The organism is Pseudoalteromonas sp. TB25, assembly GCF_000497995.1.
Classification (GTDB): Bacteria; Pseudomonadota; Gammaproteobacteria; order Enterobacterales; family Alteromonadaceae; genus Pseudoalteromonas; species Pseudoalteromonas distincta.
In genome coordinates this window covers 1-23,725 of the sequence record NZ_AUTI01000446.1, presented here as the reverse complement: position 1 = coordinate 23,725, position 23,725 = coordinate 1, and the positions used below count along the sequence as shown (strand labels likewise).

Here is a 23,725-nt window from a genome sequence, read left to right as displayed (position 1 = left end):
ATGAATATAGCAATCATCCCTGCACGTGGTGGAAGTAAGCGGATACCTCGCAAAAATATCAAAGAGTTTCACGGTAAGCCAATGATTGCTTATTCGATTGAGGCGGCTTTAAAGAGTAATTGTTTTGATAAAGTAATTGTCTCTACAGATGATGCTGAAATAGCAGATATTGCTATACAATATGGGGCAGAAGTACCATTTATGCGCCCTGCTAATATTGCGGATGATTATGCAACCACGCTTGATGTAATAAAGCATGCTGTTGAGTATACCGAGTTACAGGAATGGGGCGTTGAAAATGTATGTTGTATATATGCAACCGCTCCTTTTTTAATACCTGAGTTTATCCAGCGCGGATTTATAGAGCTGACATCGAGTAATGTAGATTACGCCTTCAGTGCAACAAGTTTTCCTTTTCCAATTCAAAGAGCTTTAAAGCTTAATGATAAACAATGCGTTGAAATGTTTCAGCCAGAGCATTTAAATACTCGTTCGCAAGATCTCGAAGAAGCATATCATGATGCTGGACAGTTTTATTGGGGTACTGCCAAGGCATTTATAGCAAAAAAAGCTATTTTTGGAACAAGATCGAAGGCTGTTTTGCTACCACGTAAACGAGTACAAGACATAGATACACCTGAAGATTGGGAATTGGCAGAAGCTTTGTACCGAGCAATTGAATGCTAAAGGTCGTAATTAGGGCTGATGCCTCTTCTCATATAGGCAGCGGTCATATCATGCGTTGCTTAGTATTGGCTGATAGGCTTAAACTAGATGGTCACGACGTTTTATTTGCTACCCGCCCGCAGAGCGGTGATTTAGTCACATATATAAAGCAGCGTGGTTTTTCTATTTATGAATTACAGCAACCAGCAGATTGGTTAGCACCAATCTCGACTGCGGATTATGCAGCGTGGTTGCAAGTCACTGAGTATGATGATGCCCAAGAATTCGCTTCTGCGTTTGATAGCCCTGATTTAGTCATTACAGATCACTATGGTATTGGTGCACAGTGGCATGAGTTAGTAAAAAAAGCGTATAACTGTAAAATTATTGCAATTGATGATTTAGTAAGAGAGCACTCTGCAGACTTAATAATAGATCAAACATTGCTTAGAGAGCCAAGCGAATATCATTTATTAAACTCTAAGGCCACCGTCTTAACAGGCACGCAATATGCAATTATAAATACTCACTTTTCGCATCGACATTCATCACAATTGATAGCTTTGAATACATTATCGAATACACCGCGTTTATTATTATCTATGGGGGGGGTAGATACCCCTAATGCGACATTGCATGTACTTAATGTTTTAAAGAAAAGCGTTAACCCGCCAATAACGACTGTCTTGCTTAGCCCAAAAGCACCTCACTACAAAAGTGTTACAGAGTTTGCTATGAAGCATAGCGCGTGGTTGACTCACATTGATTTTGTAGATGACATGGCTACTCTCATGTGTGAGCATGATATTGCCATTGGCGCGCCAGGCTCAACGTCATGGGAGCGTGCTTGTGTCGGGTTACCGAGTATTGTTATTGCACTAGCTGATAACCAGCAAACTATTTGTAAAAATTTAGAAACTGTTGGTGCTGCAATTAGCATTGAGTTAGAGGCGATTAGTAAAAATTTAATGAAGGCCTATGAGCAGTTAATTACAGACTATTCAAAAATGCGAACAATAAACCTGCAGTTATGTGATGGGCAAGGTGTTAAGCGAATAATGAAGCATATTACTCAATTATTTAATGGTTCACTAACCCTAAGGTTAGCGACAAAGCTTGATATTGAACAGGTGTACGCTTGGCAATGTAAACCCGAAACACGTCGTTATGCACTTAATAAAGACGTTCCGAGTTTGACTGAGCATCGGGCTTGGATGACTAAAAAACTAACAAGTAAAAATGACTACTTTTATATCATTGAGTTAACCAATAGCACAGATGAAAAAACGACTCCTGTAGGCGTGGTCAGGTTAGATATGACAGGCGTAAATACGTATACCATCTCCATCTTTATAGCACCAGAGCACTTTGGTAAAGGGGTTGCGAAACTCGTTTTAAAACAAGTAGATATATTACATCCTACAAAAATTATACATGCTGTTGTACTAAAAGAAAATACAGCATCACAAGCTTTGTTTAGCCGAGCCGGCTACAAACGAATTAATGAAGAGCAATTTACTCGACAACCTGTGGAGTGAGGGATTTATGAATAAATTTATTACTATCGACAACAGAAAAATTGGCCCTGACTATGCGCCATATATCATTGCTGAAATGTCAGCGAATCATAACGGTGATATCGAAAATGCCTACAAAATAATGGAAATGGCCAAAGAGTGTGGTGCAGATGCAATGAAGCTGCAAACTTATCGCCCTGATACCATAACAATGAAAAGTGATAACCCTGAATTTTTAATTAAAGGTGGGTTGTGGGATGGTAAAACACTGTATGACTTATATGAAGAAGCGCACATGCCGTGGGAATGGCATAAACCGTTATTTGAAAAAGCTAAAGAGTTAGGTATCACTATTTTTAGCTCGCCGTTTGACTTTACTGCCGTTGATTTACTCGAAGAGCTTGGTGCTCCTGCGTACAAAATAGCGTCATTTGAAGCCATCGATTTACCATTAATCGAGTATGTTGCGAAGACTGGTAAGCCAATGATTATCTCAACGGGTATGGCGAACGAAGAAGAAATACTTGAAGCAGTAGAAACAGCAAAAAATGCAGGGTGTAAAGAGCTTGTTGTACTGCACTGTGTAAGTGGTTACCCAGCGCCATCAGGCGATTATAATTTGGCGACTGTTGCAGATATGGCCACACGCTTTGATGTATTAACGGGTCTATCAGACCATACTATTGATAATACGACGGCTATTACATCAGTGGCGTTAGGCGCATGCTTAATAGAAAAGCATGTAACGCTTAATAGAAATGGTGGTGGACCGGATGATAGTTTCTCACTAGAAAAGCCAGAATTATTACAGTTGTGTAGAGATTCTAAAATAGCATGGGAAGCTGTTGGTAAAGTAAATTACGAGCGAAAAGAGAGTGAAAAAGGCAATGCAATATTTAGGCGCTCACTCTATGTGGTAAAAGATATTGCTGAAGGTGAGTTATTTACGCATGAAAATGTAAAGAGTATCCGGCCCGGTTATGGCTTAGCACCTAAGCATCTATATGACGTGTTAGGTAAAAAGGCTAGCTCAAGTATTGTTTCAGGAAGCGCTCTTTCGTATGAGCTTATTAAGTGAAATATTATTTATTAATGTTGTCATAATAAAATGAATATAATAAAAACCTTTAAATTGATAAAAGCTTCTTTATCTAAAGAAGATGAATGTGTTTTATCATATTTCTTTGGAACGCAGCTAGATAATATCGATAGTTTTAAAAGATTGAAATCTAATTACCCAGGAGTAATCCTCCAAATATGTTTATATTTTTATACCCTTTTTAAATCAGTTCGCTTAGGTAAAGATAATTTGAGTCGTACTAAAGAAGTATTGGTATTTGCTGCGACTAAAAATCAATATAACAGCTTGAATTCAACTTTGAACGGATTAAATAAGTTGGGTATTGGGTATAATCTAATTACTTCGGAAGTAGTCGACGATAAAAGTAGTCACTTCTCAATAAGTGTATTAGATTTTTTAATCAGTTTGTGTACGTGTATTCTGAACTCGCCAAAGTTGTATTTTAAGCTAAAAAAAGCTAATAAAAATTTTGAAAAAAAATATTTCTTTTCTGCACTTTGTCAAAGTTACACTTTTTTACCGTACTTTATTAGAACTTTATATAGGCTATCCTCTAACGGAAGTTTAAAGTTAGTTGTAATGTCAAATGATCATAATAGTGCCAATAGATGCTTACGCCTAGTATGTGAAATGTTAAAAATAAAAACACTTTACATGCAACATGCGTCTGTTTCTAAATTATTTCCACCCCTCCAGTTTGATTATGCATTGCTCGATGGTGAAATAGCACACGAAACTTATAAAAGTTGTGCTGGAAATTTGCCTGGCATATCTACATTACCCGTTAATATATTTTTAAGTGGTCAAAAAAAAATCATAAACATAAAAAAAGAAAGAGCAGTCGATTTTGATATTGGAATTGCAGTCAATATGTTAGACAAGTTTGATTACTTAAAAGTATTAATTGAAAAATTAAAAGGTAGTGGGAAAAGGGTACTTATAAGAACGCATCCTTCTCAACCTACTTCTTTCTTGGAGGAATTGAGATTGATCCTTACTGAAAATCAAGTTCAATGGTGTGACCCAAGGAAGGATAGCTTAAGGTCCTTTTTTACCTCAATAAATTGCTTAATTTCTGCTAACTCTAGTATTCACTTGGAAGCCGCTTTGGCTGGAAAAGCGACTTTATACTATGAATTTTCTTCTGATGCTGAAATATCTGATTATTATGGGTATCTAAAAAATGGATTAGTATATGCCCTGAATATAGATAATATAGAACAGTCCATTAATGAAGGGGTTACTTACTGTTCTGGTGCAGAACGTAGTAAGGCAGTAAAAAAATATAGCGCAACGTATATGACAAAATGGGAAAATAAAGAAGGTGATCTTTCTGCCAGGTTGATAGGAAATATATTAAAAGAGAGAAGCTTTGAAGATTTTTTTGAATTATCAGAATCGAACTATCACACACTTTATGAACTCAAATAATTATGAGTAGTTTTATTAAAAGTAGCTCTATCTATGTACTAAGCTCTATTGTGAGTGCCGCTATTCCTTTTATTTTACTCCCTATATTAACAAGGTATTTGAATCCAGCTGAATATGGACAAATAGCAATGTTTTCTATATTCACAACTGCTTTAGCTGCTTTAATTGGTTTGAGTGTTCAAGGCGCTGCAAATAGGCGTTTCTTTGACGAGAAAATCACAGAGTTTGAGCTTGCAAGATTTAACGGTAATTGCTTTTTTATTCTATTGTTTAGTACCTGTTTTTCAGTGTTTTTTTTGCTTTTGCTAGGGCCTTATTTAGCTGGGTACTTAGGTATACCGCTAACTTGGATTTACCTGGGGGTTTTAAGTGTATTCTTCAGTTTTATCTTAAATATACGCTTAGGACAGTGGCAAATTAGAGGGAAAGCCAAGTCATACGGTGCTCTACAAATAGCAAATGCAGTAGTAGTTTTAGTATTTAGTTTATTATTTGTTGTTTTATTAAAGCTAGGACCAAGCGGTCGTATCTATGGAATTGTTATAACAAGTTTAATAATAGGGGCTTTATCTTATTTTACACTTCGTAAAGAAAAACTTGTTCTATTTAAATACAGCAGAGAAGATATTAATTATGCATTATCATTTGGAGTGCCGTTAATTCCTCATGTATTAGGAGGTTTTTTATTATTATCGGTAGATAGGCTTGTAATTAATAAGGAGCTAGGTTTAGAGATGACTGGTATCTACATGGTTGCCCTTAATTTAGGGGGGGCTTTAAATATTGTGTTCACTAGCATTAATAAGGCTTATGTACCGTGGCTATTTGGGCAACTAAAACAAGATAGTCCAAATAATAAACTATCAATTGTGAAAAAAACCTATGGATACTTTATTGTTTTAATATTTATGGCATTACTATCTTTTTTAATTGCCCCACCACTATTAAAGCTAATAGTAGGTGAAAGGTTTCATCAGGCGGCAGAGGTTCTCCCTATTATAATAACAGGGCAGATATTTTTAGGTATGTATTTTATGGTTACAAATTACATTTTTTATATTAAAAAAACTAAATACTTAGCGTATGTGACAATTACATCAGGTGCAATAAATATAGGTTTATTATTAATATTAGTTCCAATTTATGGAATTGTTGGTGCCGCACTTGCCTTTTTAATTGCTAATTTTTGGCAGTTTAGCTGCACATGGGCTGTAAGTGCAAAATTATATAAAATGCCTTGGGGATTGAGGGAGCTAAGATGAAAACCTTATTAAACTTTCTACGAAAAGTGAAACGTCAACTTGGAAAAAAATACCATACAAAACAGGCCATTAAAAATATATCTTACTTTGGTACGTTACCAAATATTAACTATAAAAGTAGTTTTAATGGAAATACGTACTTAGGGAATAACTGCCATTTTAACGGTATGCAAATTTCGGGTGGGGGTAGAGTTACAATAGGTGATAACTTTCACTCAGGGTCGTCGTGCATGATGATAGCTCAAAACCATAATATTAATGGTGGAGCCCTACCTTATGACAATACTTATATTTTAAAGGATATTGAAATAGGCGATAACGTTTGGCTAGGAAACCGAGTTATTATTTTAGGTGGTGTTAAAATTGGTGAAGGGGCTGTAATACAGGCTGGTAGTGTGGTTGTATCTGATATTCCTGCGCTCGCTATTGCAGGCGGACACCCTGCTGTTGTTTTTAGTCATAGAGATTCTGAGCATTACTTTAGGCTTAAAAACGAAGAGAAGTTTAATTAGAGTATTATTTGGCTTAATTATTTAACCATTGCTAATGAGTACTCAGATATTAAGTAGTTTAATAATACCTTATTACTAAATGTATATTTAAATTACTAGTCGATTATTCATTATCGTTATTGGTAATAAAGCCACGAAATTAATAAAAAGGTATAGATATAGTGTTGGCAGAAATAAGATCATTATGGATCGGTGGATCTTTATCTAGGTTAGAGAGAGTGTGTTTAACGTCTTTTTTGCGCGCAGGGCATAAAGTATACTTATATACTTATGATGAAGTGCTAAACATACCTGAAGGTGTGGAAGTGCTAGACGCTAATTTAATACTCCCTAGAGATAAAATATTCACTTATGGAGCAGTCACAGGCAAGGGGAAAGGAAGTTACGCAGGTTTTGCGAATCATTTTAGATATGAAATGCTTTTAAAGTGTAGTAATACCTATTGGGTTGATATGGACGTTATCTGCCTCTCTCCATTTTACATTGAGAACGAGCTCGATTTTGGCTTTGAGAATGATACTTATATAAACAATGCCGTAATTGGAACTCTGGAATCCGGTAACAAGCTATTTTCTAATTTAAGTGACTACTGTAATAATCCATTTCAATTTACTAAGTGGGATACTTATAAGTTCTTAATCAGAAAGCTTATAGGGAGGACATGGGGAAGAGGGGATTTTTCATATCTACCGTGGGGAATTACCGGCCCAAAAGCACTTACAGGCTTTGTGAAAAAAGACAGTTTACTTAATTTTGCTGCACCAATCCAAAAATATTATCCAATTTCATCCGCTGATTGGAAGCATATATTTTTTGCTAGTGACGAGTGTATTAATCTGGATGGGGCTCAAGCCGTACATTTATGGAATGAACAATTGAGAAGAGATGGTTTAGATAAAAATTCAGTTTTTGATAAAGACTCTTTATATGAAAAATTGATCTTAGATTTAAAACTCGATGAATAGTGACTTCTTGTAAATGATTTATCTAGTTCTTATTGCTGTTGTTGTTTTGTTTTCATATTCATCTATAGCAAAAAAAGATTATAGTTTTCTAGGGTACTTTTTAGTTCTTATACTAGCTCTGTTTGCTGGTTTAAGACATGAGGTTGGTGCGAAGCCTGATTGGGAAGTGTACCATCAGGTGTTTTATGATGCGCCTGAATATCTATCTAACTTATTTAATTACTTTTCAGATAATAATCGCTTAGAAAAAGGTTACTTAACTTATAATTTTATTATTCATTATTTTGTTGAAGACTTTAATTTTTTTCTGGTGGTCACTGCATTATTTACAATTGGATTAACATATAAAAGTGTATCTATTTATACACCAATGACCATTTTTGCATTACTACTATACATGCGATATGGTTATTTTCAGTTTAATATGATGTTTTTAAGGCAAGGTATTGCTGTAGCAATATTTTTATATTCCATACGGTACATTAAAAGTAGGAATATTTATGGTTACTTTTTATTAAATATAATAGGAATCACGTTTCATGTTAGTTTAATTACTGTATTACCTTTGTACTTTTTTGTACACAAAAAATTTAGTCCCCGCGTATTTTTGTTGATCTTAGCGAGTTCTATATTTTTACAGGCTATCAATATAATTAAATTACTAGCTGACGCCTTGCCAAGTTCGAATATTATTCTTTATGCTTTTAAATCATATGTTTCCTCAGGAGAACCAAAGCCATTTTCTTTCTCATTTATAGAAAAACCCTTAATGTTCTTTATTTTATTATATTATTACAAAAGGTTAGAAAGAAGGTTTGAATATTACAACTTATTTTTCAACCTGAGTTTTATTGGACTTATTTTAAGTATTTTGTTTTTACAGTTTGAGGATTTAAGTGACCGATTCGTTATTATTTTCAACATAACGAACATAGTTCTTTTGACTTATTTGATGCGTATATTTAAGGGAGGTGGTAAGCTTGTTTATTTGTTTATAGTATCGTTGATTGTTGTTTTTTTTGTTTACAAAATAACAAATGCAGAACAATACATACCTTATAATATATTGGGTAAAATTTATTTTTAATCACAAGGCTTCCATGTTAACAATAGGCATATCAACTGTCGCTTCTTCTTTGAGTGAGTTGATTATATATATACAGGGTAATATTAAAAAAATTGATCCTAGTATTGATTTTTTAATTTGTTCTCAAAGAGAATCAGAGAATGTGGCTATAGTTATCTCTGAAAGAATAAAAGTATTAAAAACAAATGAGTCAGGGCTAAGCCGCAGCCGAAATACACTGCTTAAAGAAAATAAGAATAAATGGTTATGGATTCAAGATGATGACATCAAAATAGAATTTGAAGCTCTACAGAAACTTTTGGAAACACTTTCAAAATCAAGTGACGATCTTGTTTTTATTAAAGTTAAATCATTAGAAAATAAAAATGAATTTTATAAAAATTATACTTTTCATAAAACTCATCGATTAACCAATTCGTTAAAAATATCTTCAATTGAAATAGTCGTAAGGCGTGAATTTGTAAACGATAACAATATTAAATTTGATACAAATTTGGGCTTGGGTACAGATCTTCCTTGCGGCGAAGAAAATAAGTTTGTATTAAATTTATTTCAGTCCAATGCAAAGGTAAGATATCTAGATTTAGCTACATGTTTTCATACCACGGTACTTGAAGGTAGAGAGATTGATCAGCTAGGACGCTTTTCTGCACGCGGTTATTTATTACGTTTTTACCCATTTTATATTAGCTTTCCTCTAATGATCAGATGGGCAATATACATTCCTGCTGAGTTGTCTTTTTATAGAAAGATAATACTAATGTTAAGAACTTATTTTAAAAGGTGATTTTAAGTATTATATAACCATGAGAATTTTTAACTCAAGTTTATTCCCATGTATAATTAATCACTTATGTAATTAAATTTTTGATACCATTAAGTTCTGGCTTTGATCAAATTAATGTCAAACCTATCAGTTCAAATCTATAAACAGGATAACTAATGAAAATCCTATATCTACATCAATACTTTGCTACGCCTGAGTCAAATGCTGGAACGCGATCTTATGAAATGGCTAAGCGACTAGTTAAAAGTGGTCATGATGTTACATTTATTACTAGCTCGGCTTATTTTTCAGAAAACTATAATCTAAACCATGGTTGGAACCTTATAGATATTGAAGGTATAAAACTACACGTTCTACATCTAGCATATTCAAATAAAGATAGTTTTTTTAAGCGAATTTTAAAATTTATTAGATTTTCAGTAAGCTCAACAGTTAAATCTTTTTCTATCAAAGCCGATGTGGTTTTTGCAACAAGTACACCCTTAACTATTGCAATACCCGGTGTGATTTACTCTAAGTGCAAAAAAAGGCCTCTAGTATTTGAGGTGCGTGATCTTTGGCCAGAATTGCCTGTGGCTGCTGGTGTGATAAAAAATAAATTAATAATAAAATTTGCAACATGGTTAGAAAAATATACCTATAAAAATTCAACTAGATTGATTGGTCTTTCACCAGGCATGTGTGATGGAATAATAAAGCATGGAATTTCACCTGACAAAGTAACCCTTGCTACAAATAGTTGTGATACGAGTTTGTTTGATGTTAGTGAAGATGTTGGCATCGATTATTTAAAATCTAATTTAAGTTTTGTTAATGGTAGAAAACTTGTTGTATATACGGGTACATTCGGTCTAATTAATAATGTGAGCTATATTGTGGGCTTGGCAAAAGCTGCGCAGAACTCTAATCCAAATTTATGTTTTGTTGCAATTGGTGACGGGATGGAAAAAGAGAAGATAATAAGCGAAGCAAGAGCGCTAGGTGTTTACAATAAAAACCTATACTTTCTTGACCCAGTACCAAAAACAGAAATAGTTCGTTTATTATCTGCCGCAGACTTATCTTTGTCATTATTCGGTCCAGTAAAAGAGATGTGGCATAATTCTGCAAATAAGCTGTTTGATGCACTAGCTTCAAAAACGCCCATCGCAATTAATTACGGTGGTTGGCAAAAAGACTTCATTAAAGAACACAAATGTGGCTTAGTTTTAGAGGCGGATGATTACAAGGCATCTAGTATGCTTATTAGTGACTTTCTTGACAGTAAATCTGATTACGAAGCAGCCGTGAATAGCTGTAAAACACTAGCTTATGAACATTTTTCTAGAGACATGATGGCTACAAGAGTCGAAAAAACGCTACAGGATGCTATTAATGATTAAGTATCTTTTTGACTTAACGGTTTCAATAATTGTATTTTTGATTTTACTTCCAGTTATATTACTGGTTGCTGCGTTAATCAGGATCAAATTGGGCTCACCTATTTTGTTTACGCAAGACCGCCCTGGCTTAAACGGTAAAGTGTTTAAAATGATGAAGTTTAGAAGCATGCTCGATGCCAAAGATAAGCACGGTAACTTGCTTCCGGATAACGAAAGAATGACTAAATTTGGTGCTTTTCTACGTTCTACCAGTTTAGACGAGCTACCTGGCTTGTTTAATGTTATTAAAGGCGACATGAGCTTAGTTGGGCCAAGGCCACTACTAGTACAGTATTTACCGCTGTATAACTCAGAACAAGCTAAACGCCATAATGTAAGACCTGGTATAACAGGTTGGGCACAAGTAAATGGTCGTAATGCAATTGGCTGGGATGAAAAGTTTAAGCTTGATGTATGGTATGTAGAAAATAAAAGTTTCCTCCTCGATATAAAAATATTACTGTTAACAGTAAAAAAAGTTTTTGTAAGAGAGGGCATCAGTGCAGATGGGCACGTAACTATTGAGCCTTTTAAAGGTTCTAATAATGACTAAGCCAGCTTTAAAAACGCTGGCTATTTTAGGAGCTAGCGGCCACGGTAAAATAATAGCTGATATTGCGGAGCAGCTAGGCTTTAGTGTTAGCTTTTATGATGATGCTTATCCTAATAAAAAAAATATAGAACATTGGTCTGTTGTAGGTACATTTTCAGATTTGCTGAATGTACCTAGTAACAACATGAATGTTGCTGTTGCTATAGGTCACAATAATACTCGAGAAGAAAAAATAAAAACGTTAGCCAAAAATGGCTACACACTTCCAATCCTAATACACCCAAGTGCAATTATAAGTAAATATGCTCAAATAGATTCTGGGTCTGTTATAGCTGCCAACGCTATTATTAACGCTTTCGCAGTAATAGGCCGTGGCTGTATAATTAATACCTCAGCTATAATTGAGCATGATTGTAAAATAGGTGACTTTACCCATATTTGTCCTGGTACTTCGTTAGCTGGCGGAGTTTACGTTGGGCGAAGTAGTTGGGTAGGTATTGGAAGTAAAGTAAAACAACTTATTAATATTGGCGATAATACATTAATTGGTGCAGGTAGTTTGGTTGTTAAAGATATACCATCAGGTGTAATTGCTTATGGCTCTCCCTGCATTAAAGTTTCAGAAAATAGTTAAGCCTTTTAAATCTTATAGGAATTTCATGTTAAATACCCCATTTTCCCCATGGCCTAGCTTTACACAAGAAGAAGCCGATGCAGTTAGCCGTGTTATTTTATCTAATAAAGTAAATTATTGGACGGGTACTGAAGGCCGTGAATTTGAAAAAGAATTTGCAAGCTGGGCTGACAGCAAATACGCAATAGCGTTAGGTAATGGCACATTAGCACTTGATCTTGCACTCAAGGCATTAAACATCGGCGCTGGTGATGAAGTAATAACTACACCACGCACCTTTTTAGCATCTGCTTCAAGTATTGTTACATCAGGAGCAGCACCTGTATTTGCAGATGTCGATCTGAATAGCCAAGCTATTACCGCCGAATCTATAAAAGCAGTACTTACATCAAAAACTAAAGCAGTTATTGTTGTTCATTTAGCAGGTATGCCAGCGGAAATGGATGAAATAATGGCGCTCAGCAAAGAACATGGTTTTTATGTAATTGAAGACTGTGCACAAGCGCATGGTGCTAAATATAAAGGTCGTTCTGTTGGAAGCATTGGTCACATAGGTGCATGGAGTTTCTGCCAAGATAAAATAATGACCACAGGTGGCGAGGGCGGCATGGTAACGACTAACTCAAAAGAGTTATGGTCAAGCATGTGGAGCTATAAAGACCACGGGAAAAGCTTTGATGCTATTTATAATAGAGAGCATCCACCAGGTTTTAGATGGCTACATGAGAGCTTTGGCACTAATTGGCGTATGACCGAAATGCAAGCTACTATAGGTCGTATTCAGCTAAAGCGTATGGCTGATTGGACCGCAAAACGCCAAGCATATAGTACATTGCTCGATAGTGCAGCAGAGAATTTCGAGTGTATAAGATTAGTTAATGTACCAGAACATATCGAACATGCTCAATATAAGCACTATATGTTTATAAAACCAGAATGTTTGGCTCATGATTGGGATCGCGACCGTATAGTAAACGAAATTACGGAACGTGGTGTACCGTGTCTCCAAGGTAGTTGTGCAGAGGTTTATCTTGAAAAAGCATTTGATGATACCCCTTGGAGACCTAAAAAACGTTTACCTAATGCAGTACTATTAGGAGAAACGTCAATTATGTTTTTGGTCCATCCAACTTTGACTGAAAGCGAAATAGGTAAAACAGCTCAAATAATCAACGAAGTGCTTGTTTTAGCTTCTTTAAAATAAAAACATATACCTAACGATAACGTTTACTAACAAAAAATAACCAAATACATAAAGACTATATAAATATTTACATATAGTCTTTATTTATTAAGTGCAATAGTTGTTCATCTTGTAGTAAAATTGTAATCAATAGAATAGTAGTCTTACTGCTAGCTTCAGGGAAATGTATTGTGTCTTTAAAATTTTTAGTTAATTTACCTCGTCCTCAAAAAAGAATTATTTCTCTCCTCATCGATAGCGTATTTATAATTGTTGCTTTTTGGCTGGCTTTTTTATTAAGGCTAGACAGCACCGTCGTTTTAAAAAATACACATACTTGGATTTTATTATCAGCATTATTGCCGCTTAGCTTATTAAGCTTTGTAAAGCTTGGGCTCTACAGAGCTGTGCTGCGCTATATGAACACACAGGCTATGTGGGCCATTATTGCCGGTGTTGTACTTTCGACTGTTTATTTAACTATTTTATCTTTTTTTCTTAGTGCGCCAGTACCACGCACCGTTCCTTTTATTTATGCCAGCTTTTGTATTTTATTTGTTGGTGGTGCAAGGCTAACCGTGCGAGCTGTAGTTGGCCAAATAACTATGCGCCGCAAAGAAGGCGTAATTATTTATGGGGCTGGTTCTGCTGGCCGCCAATTAGCAACTGCCTTAGCAAATGGCCCTGAATACTCACCAGTCGCATTTATAGACGACGACCCTAAAAAGCATTTATCGTTAATTCAAGGTATTTGTGTGCATGCACCGTCGCAAATTGCTGAAATTGCAAAGCAAAAGTGTGCAAATAAAATATTATTGGCACTACCAAGTACATCTCGCAGTCGTCGAAAAGAAGTACTTAACGCAATAGAAAAATTTAAATTACAAGTTATGACTGTTCCCGGTATGGCAGATATTGTTGCAGGAACAACTAATCTTGATGAAGTAAAAGATGTTGAAATTGACGACCTGCTAGGCCGCGATTCAGTTCAACCTCGCCAAGATTTAATGTCGGCAAATATAGCCGNTGGTTACAGGTGCCGGCGGCTCTATAGGTTCTGAGCTTTGTAGGCAAATAGTAAAAAATAGTCCGACTAAATTAGTGTTATTCGAACTTTCTGAGTTCGCGCTTTACGCAATTGAAAAAGAGCTATCAGAGTTTTGTGCAAAAAATGACTTAAATATTGAAATACTACCAATACTGGGCTCTATTCAAAATAAAAAATTAGTTGAGTCAACATTTTCTACTTTTAGTGTTCAAACTGTTTACCATGCAGCAGCGTATAAGCATGTACCTTTAGTTGAACACAATGTTGTAGAAGGCGTACGTAATAATGTTTACGGCACGTATAACTTAGCAACTGCGGCCATATATACAAAGGTAGAAACTTTTGTTCTTATATCAACAGATAAAGCAGTACGCCCAACAAATATAATGGGTACTACTAAGCGCATGGCTGAATTAGTATTGCAAGGGCTATCTGAAATCCAAGACACAACACGTTTTACCATGGTTCGATTTGGTAATGTTTTAGGATCGTCAGGATCTGTTGTACCCCTGTTTAGAAAGCAAATTAAAGCAGGTGGTCCAATAACACTAACTCACCAAGACATAACCCGCTACTTTATGACAATTCCAGAAGCAGCTCAGCTAGTTATTCAAGCCGGCGCAATGGGTGTGGGAAGTGACGTGTTTGTACTCGATATGGGTGAGCCTGTTAAAATTAAAGATTTAGCTATTAAAATGGTTCACTTGTCAGGGCTTGAAGTTAAACACGCAAAACGACCAAATGGCGATATAGAAATACAATGCACAGGTTTACGCCCGGGTGAAAAGCTTTTTGAAGAGCTCCTTATAGGAGACAACGTTATTGGCACCGACCATCCAAGAATCCTAAGTGCACAAGAAATTAAAATGCCATGGAGTGAACTGTCTCCATTTTTAGATAAGCTTAAATTAGCCTGTGACGAAACCGATCACCAAGAAATACGTAGATTACTTTTAACCGCACCTACTGCTTTTTCACCAACTGACGGTATTTGTGATTTAAACTGGAAACAAAAATTTAATAATCAAACGAATGTTACAGTTTTACCAAACGTAAGTGGCTCCTAAAGCGAATAGATTTCAATAGTTTGATGTTTTTAGGGAATGAAATGCCTACGTGGATTACCCCTCGGTGTATGGTGACCATGCAAGCGTCTTGCTTGCTGGCGCACTAAAAGCGCAGCTTTACGTATTTATTAACTTGCGTGAGCAAGCTTCACGCCTACGTGGATTTTTCATCCTCGGTATAGTGACCATGTAGGCGCCTTGCTTGCTGGCGCATTAAAAGCGCAGCTTTACGTATTTATTAAATTGCGCGAGCAAGCTTCACGCCTACGTGGATTTTTCATCCTCGGTCTAGGTGAATATGTAGGCGCCTTGCTTGTTGGCGCACTAAAAGCGCTGCTTTTATATATTTATTAACTTGCGTGAGCAAGCTTCACGCCTACGCGAATTTTTCATCCTCGGTGTAGTGACCATGTAGGCGTCTTGCTTGCTGGCGCACTAAAACCACCGCTTTTACGTATTTATCAAATTGCGTGAGCAAGCTTCACGCCTACGCGAATTTTTCATCCTCGGTGTAGTGATCATGTAGGCGTCTTGCTTGCTGGCGCACTAAAAGCGCAGCTTTTACGTATTCATCAAATTGCGTGAGCAAGCTTCACGCCTACGTGGATTATTATCCTCGGTGTATGTAACCATGTAGGCGCCTTGCTTGCTGGCGCACTAAAAGCGCAGCTTTTACGTATTTATTAACTTGTGTGAGCAAGCTTCACGCCTACGTGGATTTTTATCCTCGGTGTATGTAACCATGTAGGCGCCTTGCTTGCTGGCGCACTAAAAGCGCAGCTTTTACGTATTCATCAAATTGCGTGAGCGAGCTTCACGCCTACGCGAATTTTACCCTCGATGTATGGTGACCATGTAGGCGCCTTGCTTACTGGCGCTTTAAAGCCACCTCTTTACAAGTAAACACAATCCCAATATGGGTATTTCTTTATGTTGTCCACTAAGCCAGCACGTAAAGGGTTTGCGACTACATACCTCGCTTGACCTATTAAATCTTCATCATTTCTTATTTTGTGGTCATAGTAATTTGATTGCCATATTCTTCCATGCGTACCGCTATGTTTATTAAGTCTATAAGTTGTAATGTTTTTAAAATTCCTAACTAGATTTGAAAGGTCAAGGCTACTATTTAACTGTAAAATCCAATGTATATGATCAGGCATGATTACGTAGCAGATAGTATTAAGTGAATTGTTTTTTGAAAACTTAATGAGTTCACTCGCAATTAACCTTGCACATAAAAAGTTAGCAAATATTGGCTTACGAAAATCACAACAAATTGTAATAGAGTAATAAGCGTTTACCGAAGTGCAGCGTCCTTTTAAACGTTTACGTGTGTTTGCCATATAATTAATTTCCATTTGAATAAATTAAATAGCGTGACCAAGCTTCACGCCTACGTGGATTTTCATCCTCCAACGTATGTGAGCGCCTTGTTTGCTGGCGCACTAAAAGCGCAGCTTTTACGTATTTATTAAATTGCGATAAAAAGCTTCTCGCCTACGATCTACCTATCTCAACTTCAACATCATTACCTAAAACCTCTTTGTACTTTGCTGCTAACGCGTTTTTTGCATCATCATCGCCATGCACAATTTTTATATGGCTTGGCTTTTTACGCATACCCGTTACAAACTTAATTAATCCGTTTTGATCGGCATGGGCGCTATAGCCACTAATTGTATGAACTTTGGCGTTTATAGTAATGCGAACATCGTTTATAAAAACATAGCCATTACGTGGGCCATATTTTTGAATTTCGCGGCCGAGTGTTTTATTACCTTGGTAACCTACAAACAATACATCGGTGGTTTTGTCATTTAAAAATCGCTCAAGATAATTAACTATTCGGCCCCCTGTGCACATACCGCTTGCCGCTAATATTATGGCTGGTGTTTGCCGCGTACTTAAATAGTTAATAACAGCCATGTGCTCTTTGTGTGAATCAACCGTAGTTAGGTTTTTAAAATCGAGCGGGTGCCTACCGTTTGCAACTTTGCGTTTAGCTTCGCTATCCCATAGGTGTTTAAACTTTTTGTATTGCTCAGTAAAATTGGCTGCCATAGGGGAGTCGAGTATTACGTGAATGTCTCGCCACTTAGACTTTTTAGATGAGCTATGTATGAGTTGCTCAAGCTCGTAAAGCAGCTCTTGTGTGCGGCCAATACTAAAAGCAGGGACTAAAATAACGCCGTTGTCGGCTACTGCGCGTTCAATAATGTTTTTTAGCGTTTGTGTACGCTCTTTACGGCCTTGATGATTTTTATCACCGTAGGTTGATTCAATAACTAGAGTGTCGGCTTTATAAGGCGACTTAGGCGAAGGGAGTAGCGGGGTATACGGTGCGCCTAAATCACCTGAAAATACAACGCGATGTTTGTTGTTATCACTATTTGTAACGTCAATTTCAACGTAGGCAGAACCTAATATATGCCCAGCACGCTGAAATCTCGCCTTAGCTTTATCGGGCGCTTTGCAAGGCAGTTCAAACCACGTTTTATAATCAACAGCAACTATGCGTTTATTTAATAAGCTTAAGCAGGCAGCTATAATTTTAGGGTCGCGGGTTACACCCACTTTTAAAGCGTCTTCAATTACTAAAGGTAATAAACTGGCCGATGCAATACTTGTAAAAATAGGGCCTTTAAAACCGGCTGCTAATAAGTAAGGAATTCGACCAACATGGTCAATATGGCAATGGGTAACAATAAGCGCAGTAACATGAGTAATATTAAACTCTATTGAAAGGTCTGCTTTAGAATCCTCACCCTGAAATAACCCGCAATCAACAAGCACACTTGTTTGCTCGTTAATTACTAGCTCGTGGCACGAACCGGTAACTCCATTAACCGCTCCGTGGTGAAGTATTTGCATGATGGCTCACAGTAATTAGTGTTTTTGTAATGATATTTACAGTAGAAGTTAAATTACAAAGATTCAAGGTAGGCTATAGCCGCAGTGTTTTAATAATAAAGAAAGCATATTTTCTTTATTAAAACTTAATTCCTAAGTTATTTATAATTTAGCTGTCGTAGATCAACGTTCAGGCTAGATTTAACCATATTTATTTACCATACTGTCGATTGCACGCTATGGTCGGTTATCGAGAGATAGAATTAAAGCTGTAATAGTATTGAAGTACTTTAAACAACTATTTGTGGTATTATTTTTAACATTGAAAAAACAAATTATTATAAAACTAGTGATAAATCATGTGTTTTAAGTGCTTTGTCTTGATAATATAGTTGTAATTAGCCATGCATAAATGTAAAGGTTTTGTATACTTATGAGAAGTACATATTCGTTGCGCTTTAACTATACTTTTACACATATGGATACATAATGGATTTTTGGTTTCCCCCCTCAATTACGTTTATTATCTCACTTGTTGCCATAAAAGTGATTAACCCTATAGCTATAAAAACAGGGCTGGTTGACTTCCCAAGCGAACGAAAAACACATAAAGGAAACATTCCTTTAGTTGGCGGAATTGCAATATATTTGGCCGTTTTAATTACCTCAATGCTATTTATAGAACACAGTCAAAACTTAAATATTTATTTAGTTGCATCAGCGTTGGTACTTTTTTTAGGTACTCTTGACGATCGTTACCAATTATCAGTTAAAGTTCGGCTTGTGGCGCAAGTATTAGTTGCCTCGTTAGTTATATTTGGCACAGAAATATACTTACACAGTTTAGGGTTTATTTTAGGTGGTTTTGAGCTAAAACTAGGGATGTTTGGGGTTATACTAACGGTTATTGCCATAATAGCTGGAATAAATGCCATTAACATGATGGATGGCATGGACGGGTTGGTCGGCTTACTTAGTTTAGTGGCATTTACAGCTTTAGCATTTTTATTAAGTCGAGTAACTAATACATGGTATTTACTACCGTTTTTGTTTATTGCTTCCTTACTGGGTTATTTAATATTTAATCTTAAGCTTCACAGTTCAATTACAAAAATATTTATGGGTGACTCGGGTAATATGCTCATAGGCTTAACGCTAGTTTGGCTTATGGTAATAGGGATAGAGTTAGATGCGCCAGCATTAAGACCTGTAACTGCCTTGTATATAATTGCTGTACCTTTAATGGATATGGCAACAGTAATAATGCGAAGAGTCAAATCAGGTGTATCCCCTTTTCAGGCTGACAGACAGCATTTGCATCATATTTTTGAAGCTGCAGGTTACAGTCATCGATTTTCGCTTATTGTTATTTCGTCTGGTGCAAGTATACTTGCCCTACTAGGTTGTTTGGCTGAAGTTTATGCAGTTGCAGAGTGGATAATGCTAGTGTCTTTTTTATTGTTTTTTATGTGTTATTCGGCAATTACTAAACAAGTATGGAAAAAGCTAACGAAAATTTAGCACATCAAGGATTTTATTTTGTTACTTACCAATAGATTAGAAAATAAATAATGAAAAATAATAAAGTTATACTATCACTTCTCCCTTTTCTGTTTTTAACAGGCTGTGCTATGTCACCCCCTGTTCTTCATGCCACACGTGCTCTAATAGACGAACCAATAAAATCTAACAGTGCTAGCGCATTACCCACGTATTTAAGTGATGTATTAGACTCTAAGCCGCAAGGCTATACAGGGCAATACAATAATATTGAGTTTACATTAGGCCTGCATTATACGTCAGCATTGGGTGAAAACTGTAGAGTGGTTTATTTAAAAAGAGCAGAACAATTAGCCGAACAAGAACGTCGAGCTGTGTGTAAAAATACCAACCAGCAATGGGTAGTAACGCCTCAAGTAATTGAAAACAAAAACAACCAAATTAGCTTTGGAGCTTAAGCCCTTTATGAACATGCTAAGCAAAATATTTCAAACATTTTTAATATTAACCTGCTCTACTTTTAGTCTATTTAGCGCTAATGTTACTGCAGCAGAACAAATGTCTTTAAGCCAGCTTGAAAGCGCAGGTACAACTCAAACGCAACTACCTAATGCTGCGTTACAAAATGGAACATATAATAAACAAGGGCGTTCTGGAACATTATTACCAGGCGAAATGTCAGCGGCTGAATTACTACCTACTCCTGAGCTTGGCTTACCACCTCCATATGGTGCAAACTTATTTGCAGGAGGTTACGAAAGTGAGCGCCAAGATGGTTTGAACGACGACTATACAATAGCACCAGGCGACAAAGTTTCTATTTGGCTGTGGGGTGCAATAAATCAATCAGAAGTTATAACGGTTGATAACCAAGGTAATTTATTTATAACTAATGTAGGTCCTGTATACGTAGCAGACGTAAAAGCAAGCCAGCTAAATAGTTACGTAAGCAATAAAATAAAAGAAGTATATAAAAGTAGCGTACAAATATACGTAAACTTACTTACAGCAACGCCAGTGAGTGTTTACATAAGTGGTAGCATTGTTCGTCCTGGGCAATATGCAGGTATAGCCTCCGACAGTATTTTGTACTACTTAAAGCGAGCCGGTGGAATAGACTCTGAGCGAGGCAGTTACCGCTCTATAAAGGTATTACGAGACGATAAAGTAATTCAAAATATTGACCTATACGACTTTATACTAAGTGGTTACCTCCCTAAGTTTAACTTTAAAGACAACGACGTAATTTTAGTTGAGCGCCAAAAGGCAACAGTTGTTGTATCAGGAAGTGTAAGAGCACCATTTAGGTTTGAGTTTAAAGATAATCAAGCAACGGGTGAGCAACTAGCAAAATTTGCCTTGCCACTTGCTAAAGTAAGCCACGTAGGGATAGTGGGCGATCGTAAAACAGGCCCATTTTCGGTTTACTTACCTTACAACGAGTTTAAAAGCTTTACACTTAAAGATGGCGATCGCCTTATTTTTAACGACGATATACGTGCGCAGGTACTCGACATTCAGGTAGCTGGCAGTTATTTAGGGCCTTCGTACTTTGCAGTAAAAAATAACACACGCTTGCACGACTTACTTGCCAATATACAAATAAATAAAGACCTTGCTGACTACAAGTCAATTTATATACAGCGTAAAAGCGTAGCTAAAAAACAAAAAGAGATGATTGACCAAGCGTTAGACCGATTAGAGCGCAGCATATTTACCGCCCCAGCGTCGTCCGACGGAGAAGCTAAAATAAGAGCCGAAGAAGGTAAAATGATTTTAGAGTTTACCGAACGTGCCCGCAAAGCGGTTCCACTTGGCAAAGTAGTTATTTCTGATCAAGGTCAAGTTGCAAATATTAGGTTAGAGCAGGGGGATGTAATATACATACCAGCAAAAACTGATTTAATACACATAGGCGGCGAAGTACTCATGCCACAAGCGCTTGTGTACAACCCAAATGCAACAATTGACGACTACATATCATGGGCGGGTGGCTACAGCGAACGAGCCAATTACGAGCAAATAATGGTTATACACCCTAACGGCATGATAGACGTAGACGCTTACGGCACCTTAAAACCAGGTGACCAAATTTTGGTACTTCCAAAAGTAGACACCAAGTTTTTGCAATCGGTTAAAGATATAACGCAAATAATTTATCAAATTGCTATTGCGGCAAATGTGGCCACCTAAATGACCACAGTACTTAAACGTAATAACTGGGCAATATGGCGCGACGTTATATTTGCCCTTTTTGTACGAGAAATCCGCACAGGCTTCAACGATAAATTTGGTTTAGCGTGGGCGGTATTTCAGCCATTAAGCTTTATATTTTTACTATCGTACTTACGCGGCCTGATCTCAGGTAGTGACTCGCATACAGTGCCCACATTCGAATTTATGATGTACGGCATGCTGTTAATTCAATTGTTTTTAGAAACTTTAAATAACTCAGCAAATTCAATAAAAAAAAATAAGGCCTTATTTGCCTTTAGGCAAGTGCAGCCAATTAGTAGCGTTGTGGCCAGTAGTTTTTTTGATTTGTTAGTTAAGCTATTTGTTTTTGTACTTATTTTATTACTAATGTTTTTACTTAAAATGGATATTAATATAGACGATCCATTATTTTTAATAACAAACGTTTTTGCTGTATGGATTATAGCGATGTCACTCGGGTTACTATTTGCTATTGGGCAATGTTATGTACCTGAAATTACTAAAGTACGAGGTATTTTAACTAGGCCTTTGTTTTTTATATCGGGTGTATTTTTTTCGATGGAGGATATACCCAAAGAGTACTGGTCGTATTTAGATTGGAACCCACTTTTGCATGCAATAGAGTTAACTCGTCATGCGGCTTATAGTACTTACCCTACAGAGGCAGTAAGTGAGTTTTATTTATTAGCTTGTACGATTGTATTATTGTTTTTTGCTTTAGCTGTTTACCACGTTTCGTGGAAACAGGCGCTAAGCAGGTAACCTTATGCAACAAGGAGTATTAAGTGATTAAGCTGCAAAATGTTACCAAGTACTATCCCTCTACGCTAGGTAACCAATATATTTTTAAAAATGTAAGCTTTGAAATACCCAGCGGCCATAACATTGCTATTTTAGGCTCTAATGGCGCAGGTAAGTCTACTCTTTTTAGAATGCTTGCCGGCAGCGAATACCCTAATAAAGGTGAAGTTATTACCGACCTTCACTTATCGTGGCCGGTAGCGCTTGCCACAGGGATTCACCCGCAAATGAGCGGCGCCGAAAACGCCCGCTTTATAGGGATGATTAACGGTGTTGCCGACTTAGACCAATACGTGCGCCGTGTACGCCAATTTGCCGAGCTAGGCCCAAAGTTTGATTTGCCAGTAAATACATACTCAAGTGGCATGAAACCCCGCCTAGCATTTGCTTGTTCAATAGGTATAGATTTTGACGTATACCTAATAGATGAGGTTACCTCGGTGGGCGATGCAAGCTTTAGAAAAAAAACACGCGAAGCCCTCACACAAAAAAGTAAAAATGCTAATGTGATAATGGTAAGCCACGAAATGGACGAACTGCGCCATTTTTGTGATAGCGCCATTGTATTGCACCAAGGCGAACTTACTTTTTACAACGATTTAGAGCAAGGAATTGCTCATTACCAGGCATTATAATTATGAGTCAACAAGCGGTAGAAAAAATAGAACAACGCTTTACCGAGCTAGCAAAAAAAACCGATAAAATTATTTGGCACAATGGCGAAAAGCTCATGGGGCTTGCGCAGGGACTAGAGCAAAACGATGTATACCTAGCAAGGCGTGTTATGCAGCGCGCTCGTAATATTGATCCCACAAATCAATATATACAAAAAGAGCTAACTAGGCTTACTAATAAAATAAATAACCAACCGGGTAAAGCACAAACAAGTACCTCTACCGAGCAAAATACAAAACCAAACGTAAAGCAAGCTGCTATGGCTAAGTTAAATAATAAGCGCGGCCTACACTTGTTTGCTAAGCCATGGTTTGTACTATTGGTTGTGCCTTTCATTTTGTTCGCGTTTTATCAGCTTGTATGGGCTGCCCCACGTTTTGAAAGCCGTGCACAATTAATAATTCAGCAGCCCGACGGCATGGCAACAATGGACCCTTCAATGGCGCTACTTAGTGGCTTAGGTGT

At 36.7% G+C, this 23,725-nt stretch carries 21 protein-coding genes and 2 pseudogenes; 21 read left to right on the top strand and 2 right to left on the bottom strand.

The window, feature by feature from the left end; genetic code table 11:
• The 15 genes and pseudogenes from pseF to L652_RS1000000125070 all read left to right on the top strand — a co-directional run bounded on the left by pseF (position 1) and on the right by L652_RS1000000125070 (position 15,407).
• A complete protein-coding gene (gene pseF / locus L652_RS0121800) occupies positions 1 to 687 on the top strand; it encodes a pseudaminic acid cytidylyltransferase (RefSeq protein WP_024596594.1) in 687 nt (228 codons plus the stop codon).
• The gene (pseG, locus tag L652_RS0121795) at positions 681 to 2,204 is read left to right on the top strand and encodes a UDP-2,4-diacetamido-2,4,6-trideoxy-beta-L-altropyranose hydrolase (RefSeq protein WP_024596595.1); all 1,524 of its coding nucleotides are present in this window, start codon (positions 681 to 683) and stop codon (positions 2,202 to 2,204) included. Before pseF ends, pseG begins: the two co-directional genes overlap by 7 nt.
• Positions 2,205 to 2,211: 7 nt before the next feature.
• Positions 2,212 to 3,261, top strand: a complete 1,050-nt coding sequence (gene pseI / locus L652_RS0121790; protein ID WP_024596596.1) for a pseudaminic acid synthase — start codon at positions 2,212 to 2,214, stop codon at positions 3,259 to 3,261.
• Between the two features lie 30 nt (positions 3,262 to 3,291).
• Positions 3,292 to 4,695: a hypothetical protein gene (locus L652_RS0121785; RefSeq protein WP_024596597.1), complete on the top strand. Its 1,404-nt coding sequence runs from the start codon at positions 3,292 to 3,294 to the stop codon at positions 4,693 to 4,695.
• 2 nt (positions 4,696 to 4,697) lie between these two features.
• Complete coding sequence (locus tag L652_RS0121780; RefSeq protein WP_029753279.1) at positions 4,698 to 5,957, top strand: oligosaccharide flippase family protein; 1,260 nt, start codon at positions 4,698 to 4,700, stop codon at positions 5,955 to 5,957.
• Entirely contained in the window at positions 5,954 to 6,469 is a 516-nt protein-coding gene (locus L652_RS0121775; protein ID WP_024596599.1) for an acyltransferase, read from the top strand. Before L652_RS0121780 ends, L652_RS0121775 begins: the two co-directional genes overlap by 4 nt.
• A 161-nt stretch (positions 6,470 to 6,630) precedes the next feature.
• Positions 6,631 to 7,434 (top strand): hypothetical protein, encoded by an 804-nt coding sequence (locus L652_RS1000000124410; protein ID WP_024596600.1) that lies wholly within the window; start codon positions 6,631 to 6,633, stop codon positions 7,432 to 7,434.
• A gap of 13 nt (positions 7,435 to 7,447) precedes the next feature.
• Complete coding sequence (locus L652_RS0121765; RefSeq protein WP_024596601.1) at positions 7,448 to 8,521, top strand: EpsG family protein; 1,074 nt, start codon at positions 7,448 to 7,450, stop codon at positions 8,519 to 8,521.
• 13 nt (positions 8,522 to 8,534) lie between these two features.
• Positions 8,535 to 9,308 carry a glycosyltransferase gene (locus L652_RS0121760; RefSeq protein WP_024596602.1) on the top strand — a complete coding sequence of 258 codons (774 nt, stop codon included), beginning with the start codon at positions 8,535 to 8,537 and terminating at the stop codon, positions 9,306 to 9,308.
• 155 nt (positions 9,309 to 9,463) lie between these two features.
• Positions 9,464 to 10,690: a glycosyltransferase family 4 protein gene (locus L652_RS0121755; protein WP_024596603.1), complete on the top strand. Its 1,227-nt coding sequence runs from the start codon at positions 9,464 to 9,466 to the stop codon at positions 10,688 to 10,690.
• Complete coding sequence (locus L652_RS0121750) at positions 10,683 to 11,282, top strand: sugar transferase (protein WP_029753281.1); 600 nt, start codon at positions 10,683 to 10,685, stop codon at positions 11,280 to 11,282. Before L652_RS0121755 ends, L652_RS0121750 begins: the two co-directional genes overlap by 8 nt.
• Positions 11,275 to 11,916 (top strand): acetyltransferase, encoded by a 642-nt coding sequence (locus L652_RS0121745; RefSeq protein ID WP_029753282.1) that lies wholly within the window; start codon positions 11,275 to 11,277, stop codon positions 11,914 to 11,916. Before L652_RS0121750 ends, L652_RS0121745 begins: the two co-directional genes overlap by 8 nt.
• Positions 11,917 to 11,941: 25 nt before the next feature.
• The gene (locus L652_RS0121740) at positions 11,942 to 13,120 is read left to right on the top strand and encodes a DegT/DnrJ/EryC1/StrS aminotransferase family protein (RefSeq protein ID WP_024596605.1); all 1,179 of its coding nucleotides are present in this window, start codon (positions 11,942 to 11,944) and stop codon (positions 13,118 to 13,120) included.
• 170 nt (positions 13,121 to 13,290) lie between these two features.
• Positions 13,291 to 15,214 (top strand): annotated as a pseudogene (locus L652_RS01000000124275) (nucleoside-diphosphate sugar epimerase/dehydratase).
• A 49-nt stretch (positions 15,215 to 15,263) separates the two neighbouring features.
• Positions 15,264 to 15,407 carry a hypothetical protein gene (locus L652_RS1000000125070; protein WP_158000829.1) on the top strand — a complete coding sequence of 48 codons (144 nt, stop codon included), beginning with the start codon at positions 15,264 to 15,266 and terminating at the stop codon, positions 15,405 to 15,407.
• Positions 15,408 to 16,107: 700 nt separating this feature from the next.
• Here the strand turns inward: L652_RS1000000125070 and L652_RS1000000124700 are convergent.
• On the bottom strand, positions 16,108 to 16,560 hold the full coding sequence (locus L652_RS1000000124700; protein WP_024596608.1) for a transposase: 453 nt from the start codon (positions 16,558 to 16,560) through the stop codon (positions 16,108 to 16,110).
• A 154-nt stretch (positions 16,561 to 16,714) separates the two neighbouring features.
• Positions 16,715 to 18,088 (bottom strand): MBL fold metallo-hydrolase, encoded by a 1,374-nt coding sequence (locus tag L652_RS0121710; protein ID WP_024596609.1) that lies wholly within the window; start codon positions 18,086 to 18,088, stop codon positions 16,715 to 16,717.
• Between the two features lie 468 nt (positions 18,089 to 18,556).
• Between L652_RS0121710 and wecA the strand changes: the two genes are divergently transcribed.
• The 6 genes and pseudogenes from wecA to L652_RS0121680 form a co-directional block, all read left to right on the top strand.
• Positions 18,557 to 19,588 carry a UDP-N-acetylglucosamine--undecaprenyl-phosphate N-acetylglucosaminephosphotransferase gene (gene wecA, locus L652_RS0121705; RefSeq protein WP_024596610.1) on the top strand — a complete coding sequence of 344 codons (1,032 nt, stop codon included), beginning with the start codon at positions 18,557 to 18,559 and terminating at the stop codon, positions 19,586 to 19,588.
• Positions 19,589 to 19,698: 110 nt separating this feature from the next.
• Positions 19,699 to 20,025, top strand: coding sequence for a DVU3141 family protein (locus L652_RS0121700; protein WP_024596611.1), 327 nt, complete (start codon positions 19,699 to 19,701; stop codon positions 20,023 to 20,025).
• A gap of 7 nt (positions 20,026 to 20,032) precedes the next feature.
• On the top strand, positions 20,033 to 21,760 hold the full coding sequence (locus L652_RS0121695) for a polysaccharide biosynthesis/export family protein (RefSeq protein ID WP_024596612.1): 1,728 nt from the start codon (positions 20,033 to 20,035) through the stop codon (positions 21,758 to 21,760).
• Positions 21,761 to 22,546: an ABC transporter permease gene (locus L652_RS0121690; protein WP_024596613.1), complete on the top strand. Its 786-nt coding sequence runs from the start codon at positions 21,761 to 21,763 to the stop codon at positions 22,544 to 22,546. It abuts the gene before it with no gap.
• Between the two features lie 23 nt (positions 22,547 to 22,569).
• Positions 22,570 to 23,220, top strand: a complete 651-nt coding sequence (locus L652_RS0121685) for an ABC transporter ATP-binding protein (RefSeq protein WP_024596614.1) — start codon at positions 22,570 to 22,572, stop codon at positions 23,218 to 23,220.
• 2 nt (positions 23,221 to 23,222) lie between these two features.
• A pseudogene (locus L652_RS0121680) lies at positions 23,223 to 23,725 on the top strand (lipopolysaccharide biosynthesis protein); the annotation flags it as partial.

Bases quoted from the DNA above. Each gene is read 5' to 3' on its own strand.
- pseF (WP_024596594.1), top strand. From the start codon at position 1: ATGAATATAGCAATCATCCCTGCACGTGGTGGAAGTAAGCGGATACCT.
- pseG (WP_024596595.1), top strand. From the start codon at position 681: ATGCTAAAGGTCGTAATTAGGGCTGATGCCTCTTCTCATATAGGCAGC.
- pseI (WP_024596596.1), top strand. From the start codon at position 2,212: ATGAATAAATTTATTACTATCGACAACAGAAAAATTGGCCCTGACTAT.
- L652_RS0121785 (WP_024596597.1), top strand. From the start codon at position 3,292: ATGAATATAATAAAAACCTTTAAATTGATAAAAGCTTCTTTATCTAAA.
- L652_RS0121780 (WP_029753279.1), top strand. From the start codon at position 4,698: ATGAGTAGTTTTATTAAAAGTAGCTCTATCTATGTACTAAGCTCTATT.
- L652_RS0121775 (WP_024596599.1), top strand. From the start codon at position 5,954: ATGAAAACCTTATTAAACTTTCTACGAAAAGTGAAACGTCAACTTGGA.
- L652_RS0121765 (WP_024596601.1), top strand. From the start codon at position 7,448: ATGATTTATCTAGTTCTTATTGCTGTTGTTGTTTTGTTTTCATATTCA.
- L652_RS0121760 (WP_024596602.1), top strand. From the start codon at position 8,535: ATGTTAACAATAGGCATATCAACTGTCGCTTCTTCTTTGAGTGAGTTG.
- L652_RS0121755 (WP_024596603.1), top strand. From the start codon at position 9,464: ATGAAAATCCTATATCTACATCAATACTTTGCTACGCCTGAGTCAAAT.
- L652_RS0121750 (WP_029753281.1), top strand. From the start codon at position 10,683: ATGATTAAGTATCTTTTTGACTTAACGGTTTCAATAATTGTATTTTTG.
- L652_RS0121745 (WP_029753282.1), top strand. From the start codon at position 11,275: ATGACTAAGCCAGCTTTAAAAACGCTGGCTATTTTAGGAGCTAGCGGC.
- L652_RS0121740 (WP_024596605.1), top strand. From the start codon at position 11,942: ATGTTAAATACCCCATTTTCCCCATGGCCTAGCTTTACACAAGAAGAA.
- L652_RS1000000124700 (WP_024596608.1), bottom strand. From the start codon at position 16,560: ATGGCAAACACACGTAAACGTTTAAAAGGACGCTGCACTTCGGTAAAC.
- L652_RS0121710 (WP_024596609.1), bottom strand. From the start codon at position 18,088: ATGCAAATACTTCACCACGGAGCGGTTAATGGAGTTACCGGTTCGTGC.
- wecA (WP_024596610.1), top strand. From the start codon at position 18,557: ATGGATTTTTGGTTTCCCCCCTCAATTACGTTTATTATCTCACTTGTT.
- L652_RS0121700 (WP_024596611.1), top strand. From the start codon at position 19,699: ATGTCACCCCCTGTTCTTCATGCCACACGTGCTCTAATAGACGAACCA.
- L652_RS0121695 (WP_024596612.1), top strand. From the start codon at position 20,033: ATGAACATGCTAAGCAAAATATTTCAAACATTTTTAATATTAACCTGC.
- L652_RS0121690 (WP_024596613.1), top strand. From the start codon at position 21,761: ATGACCACAGTACTTAAACGTAATAACTGGGCAATATGGCGCGACGTT.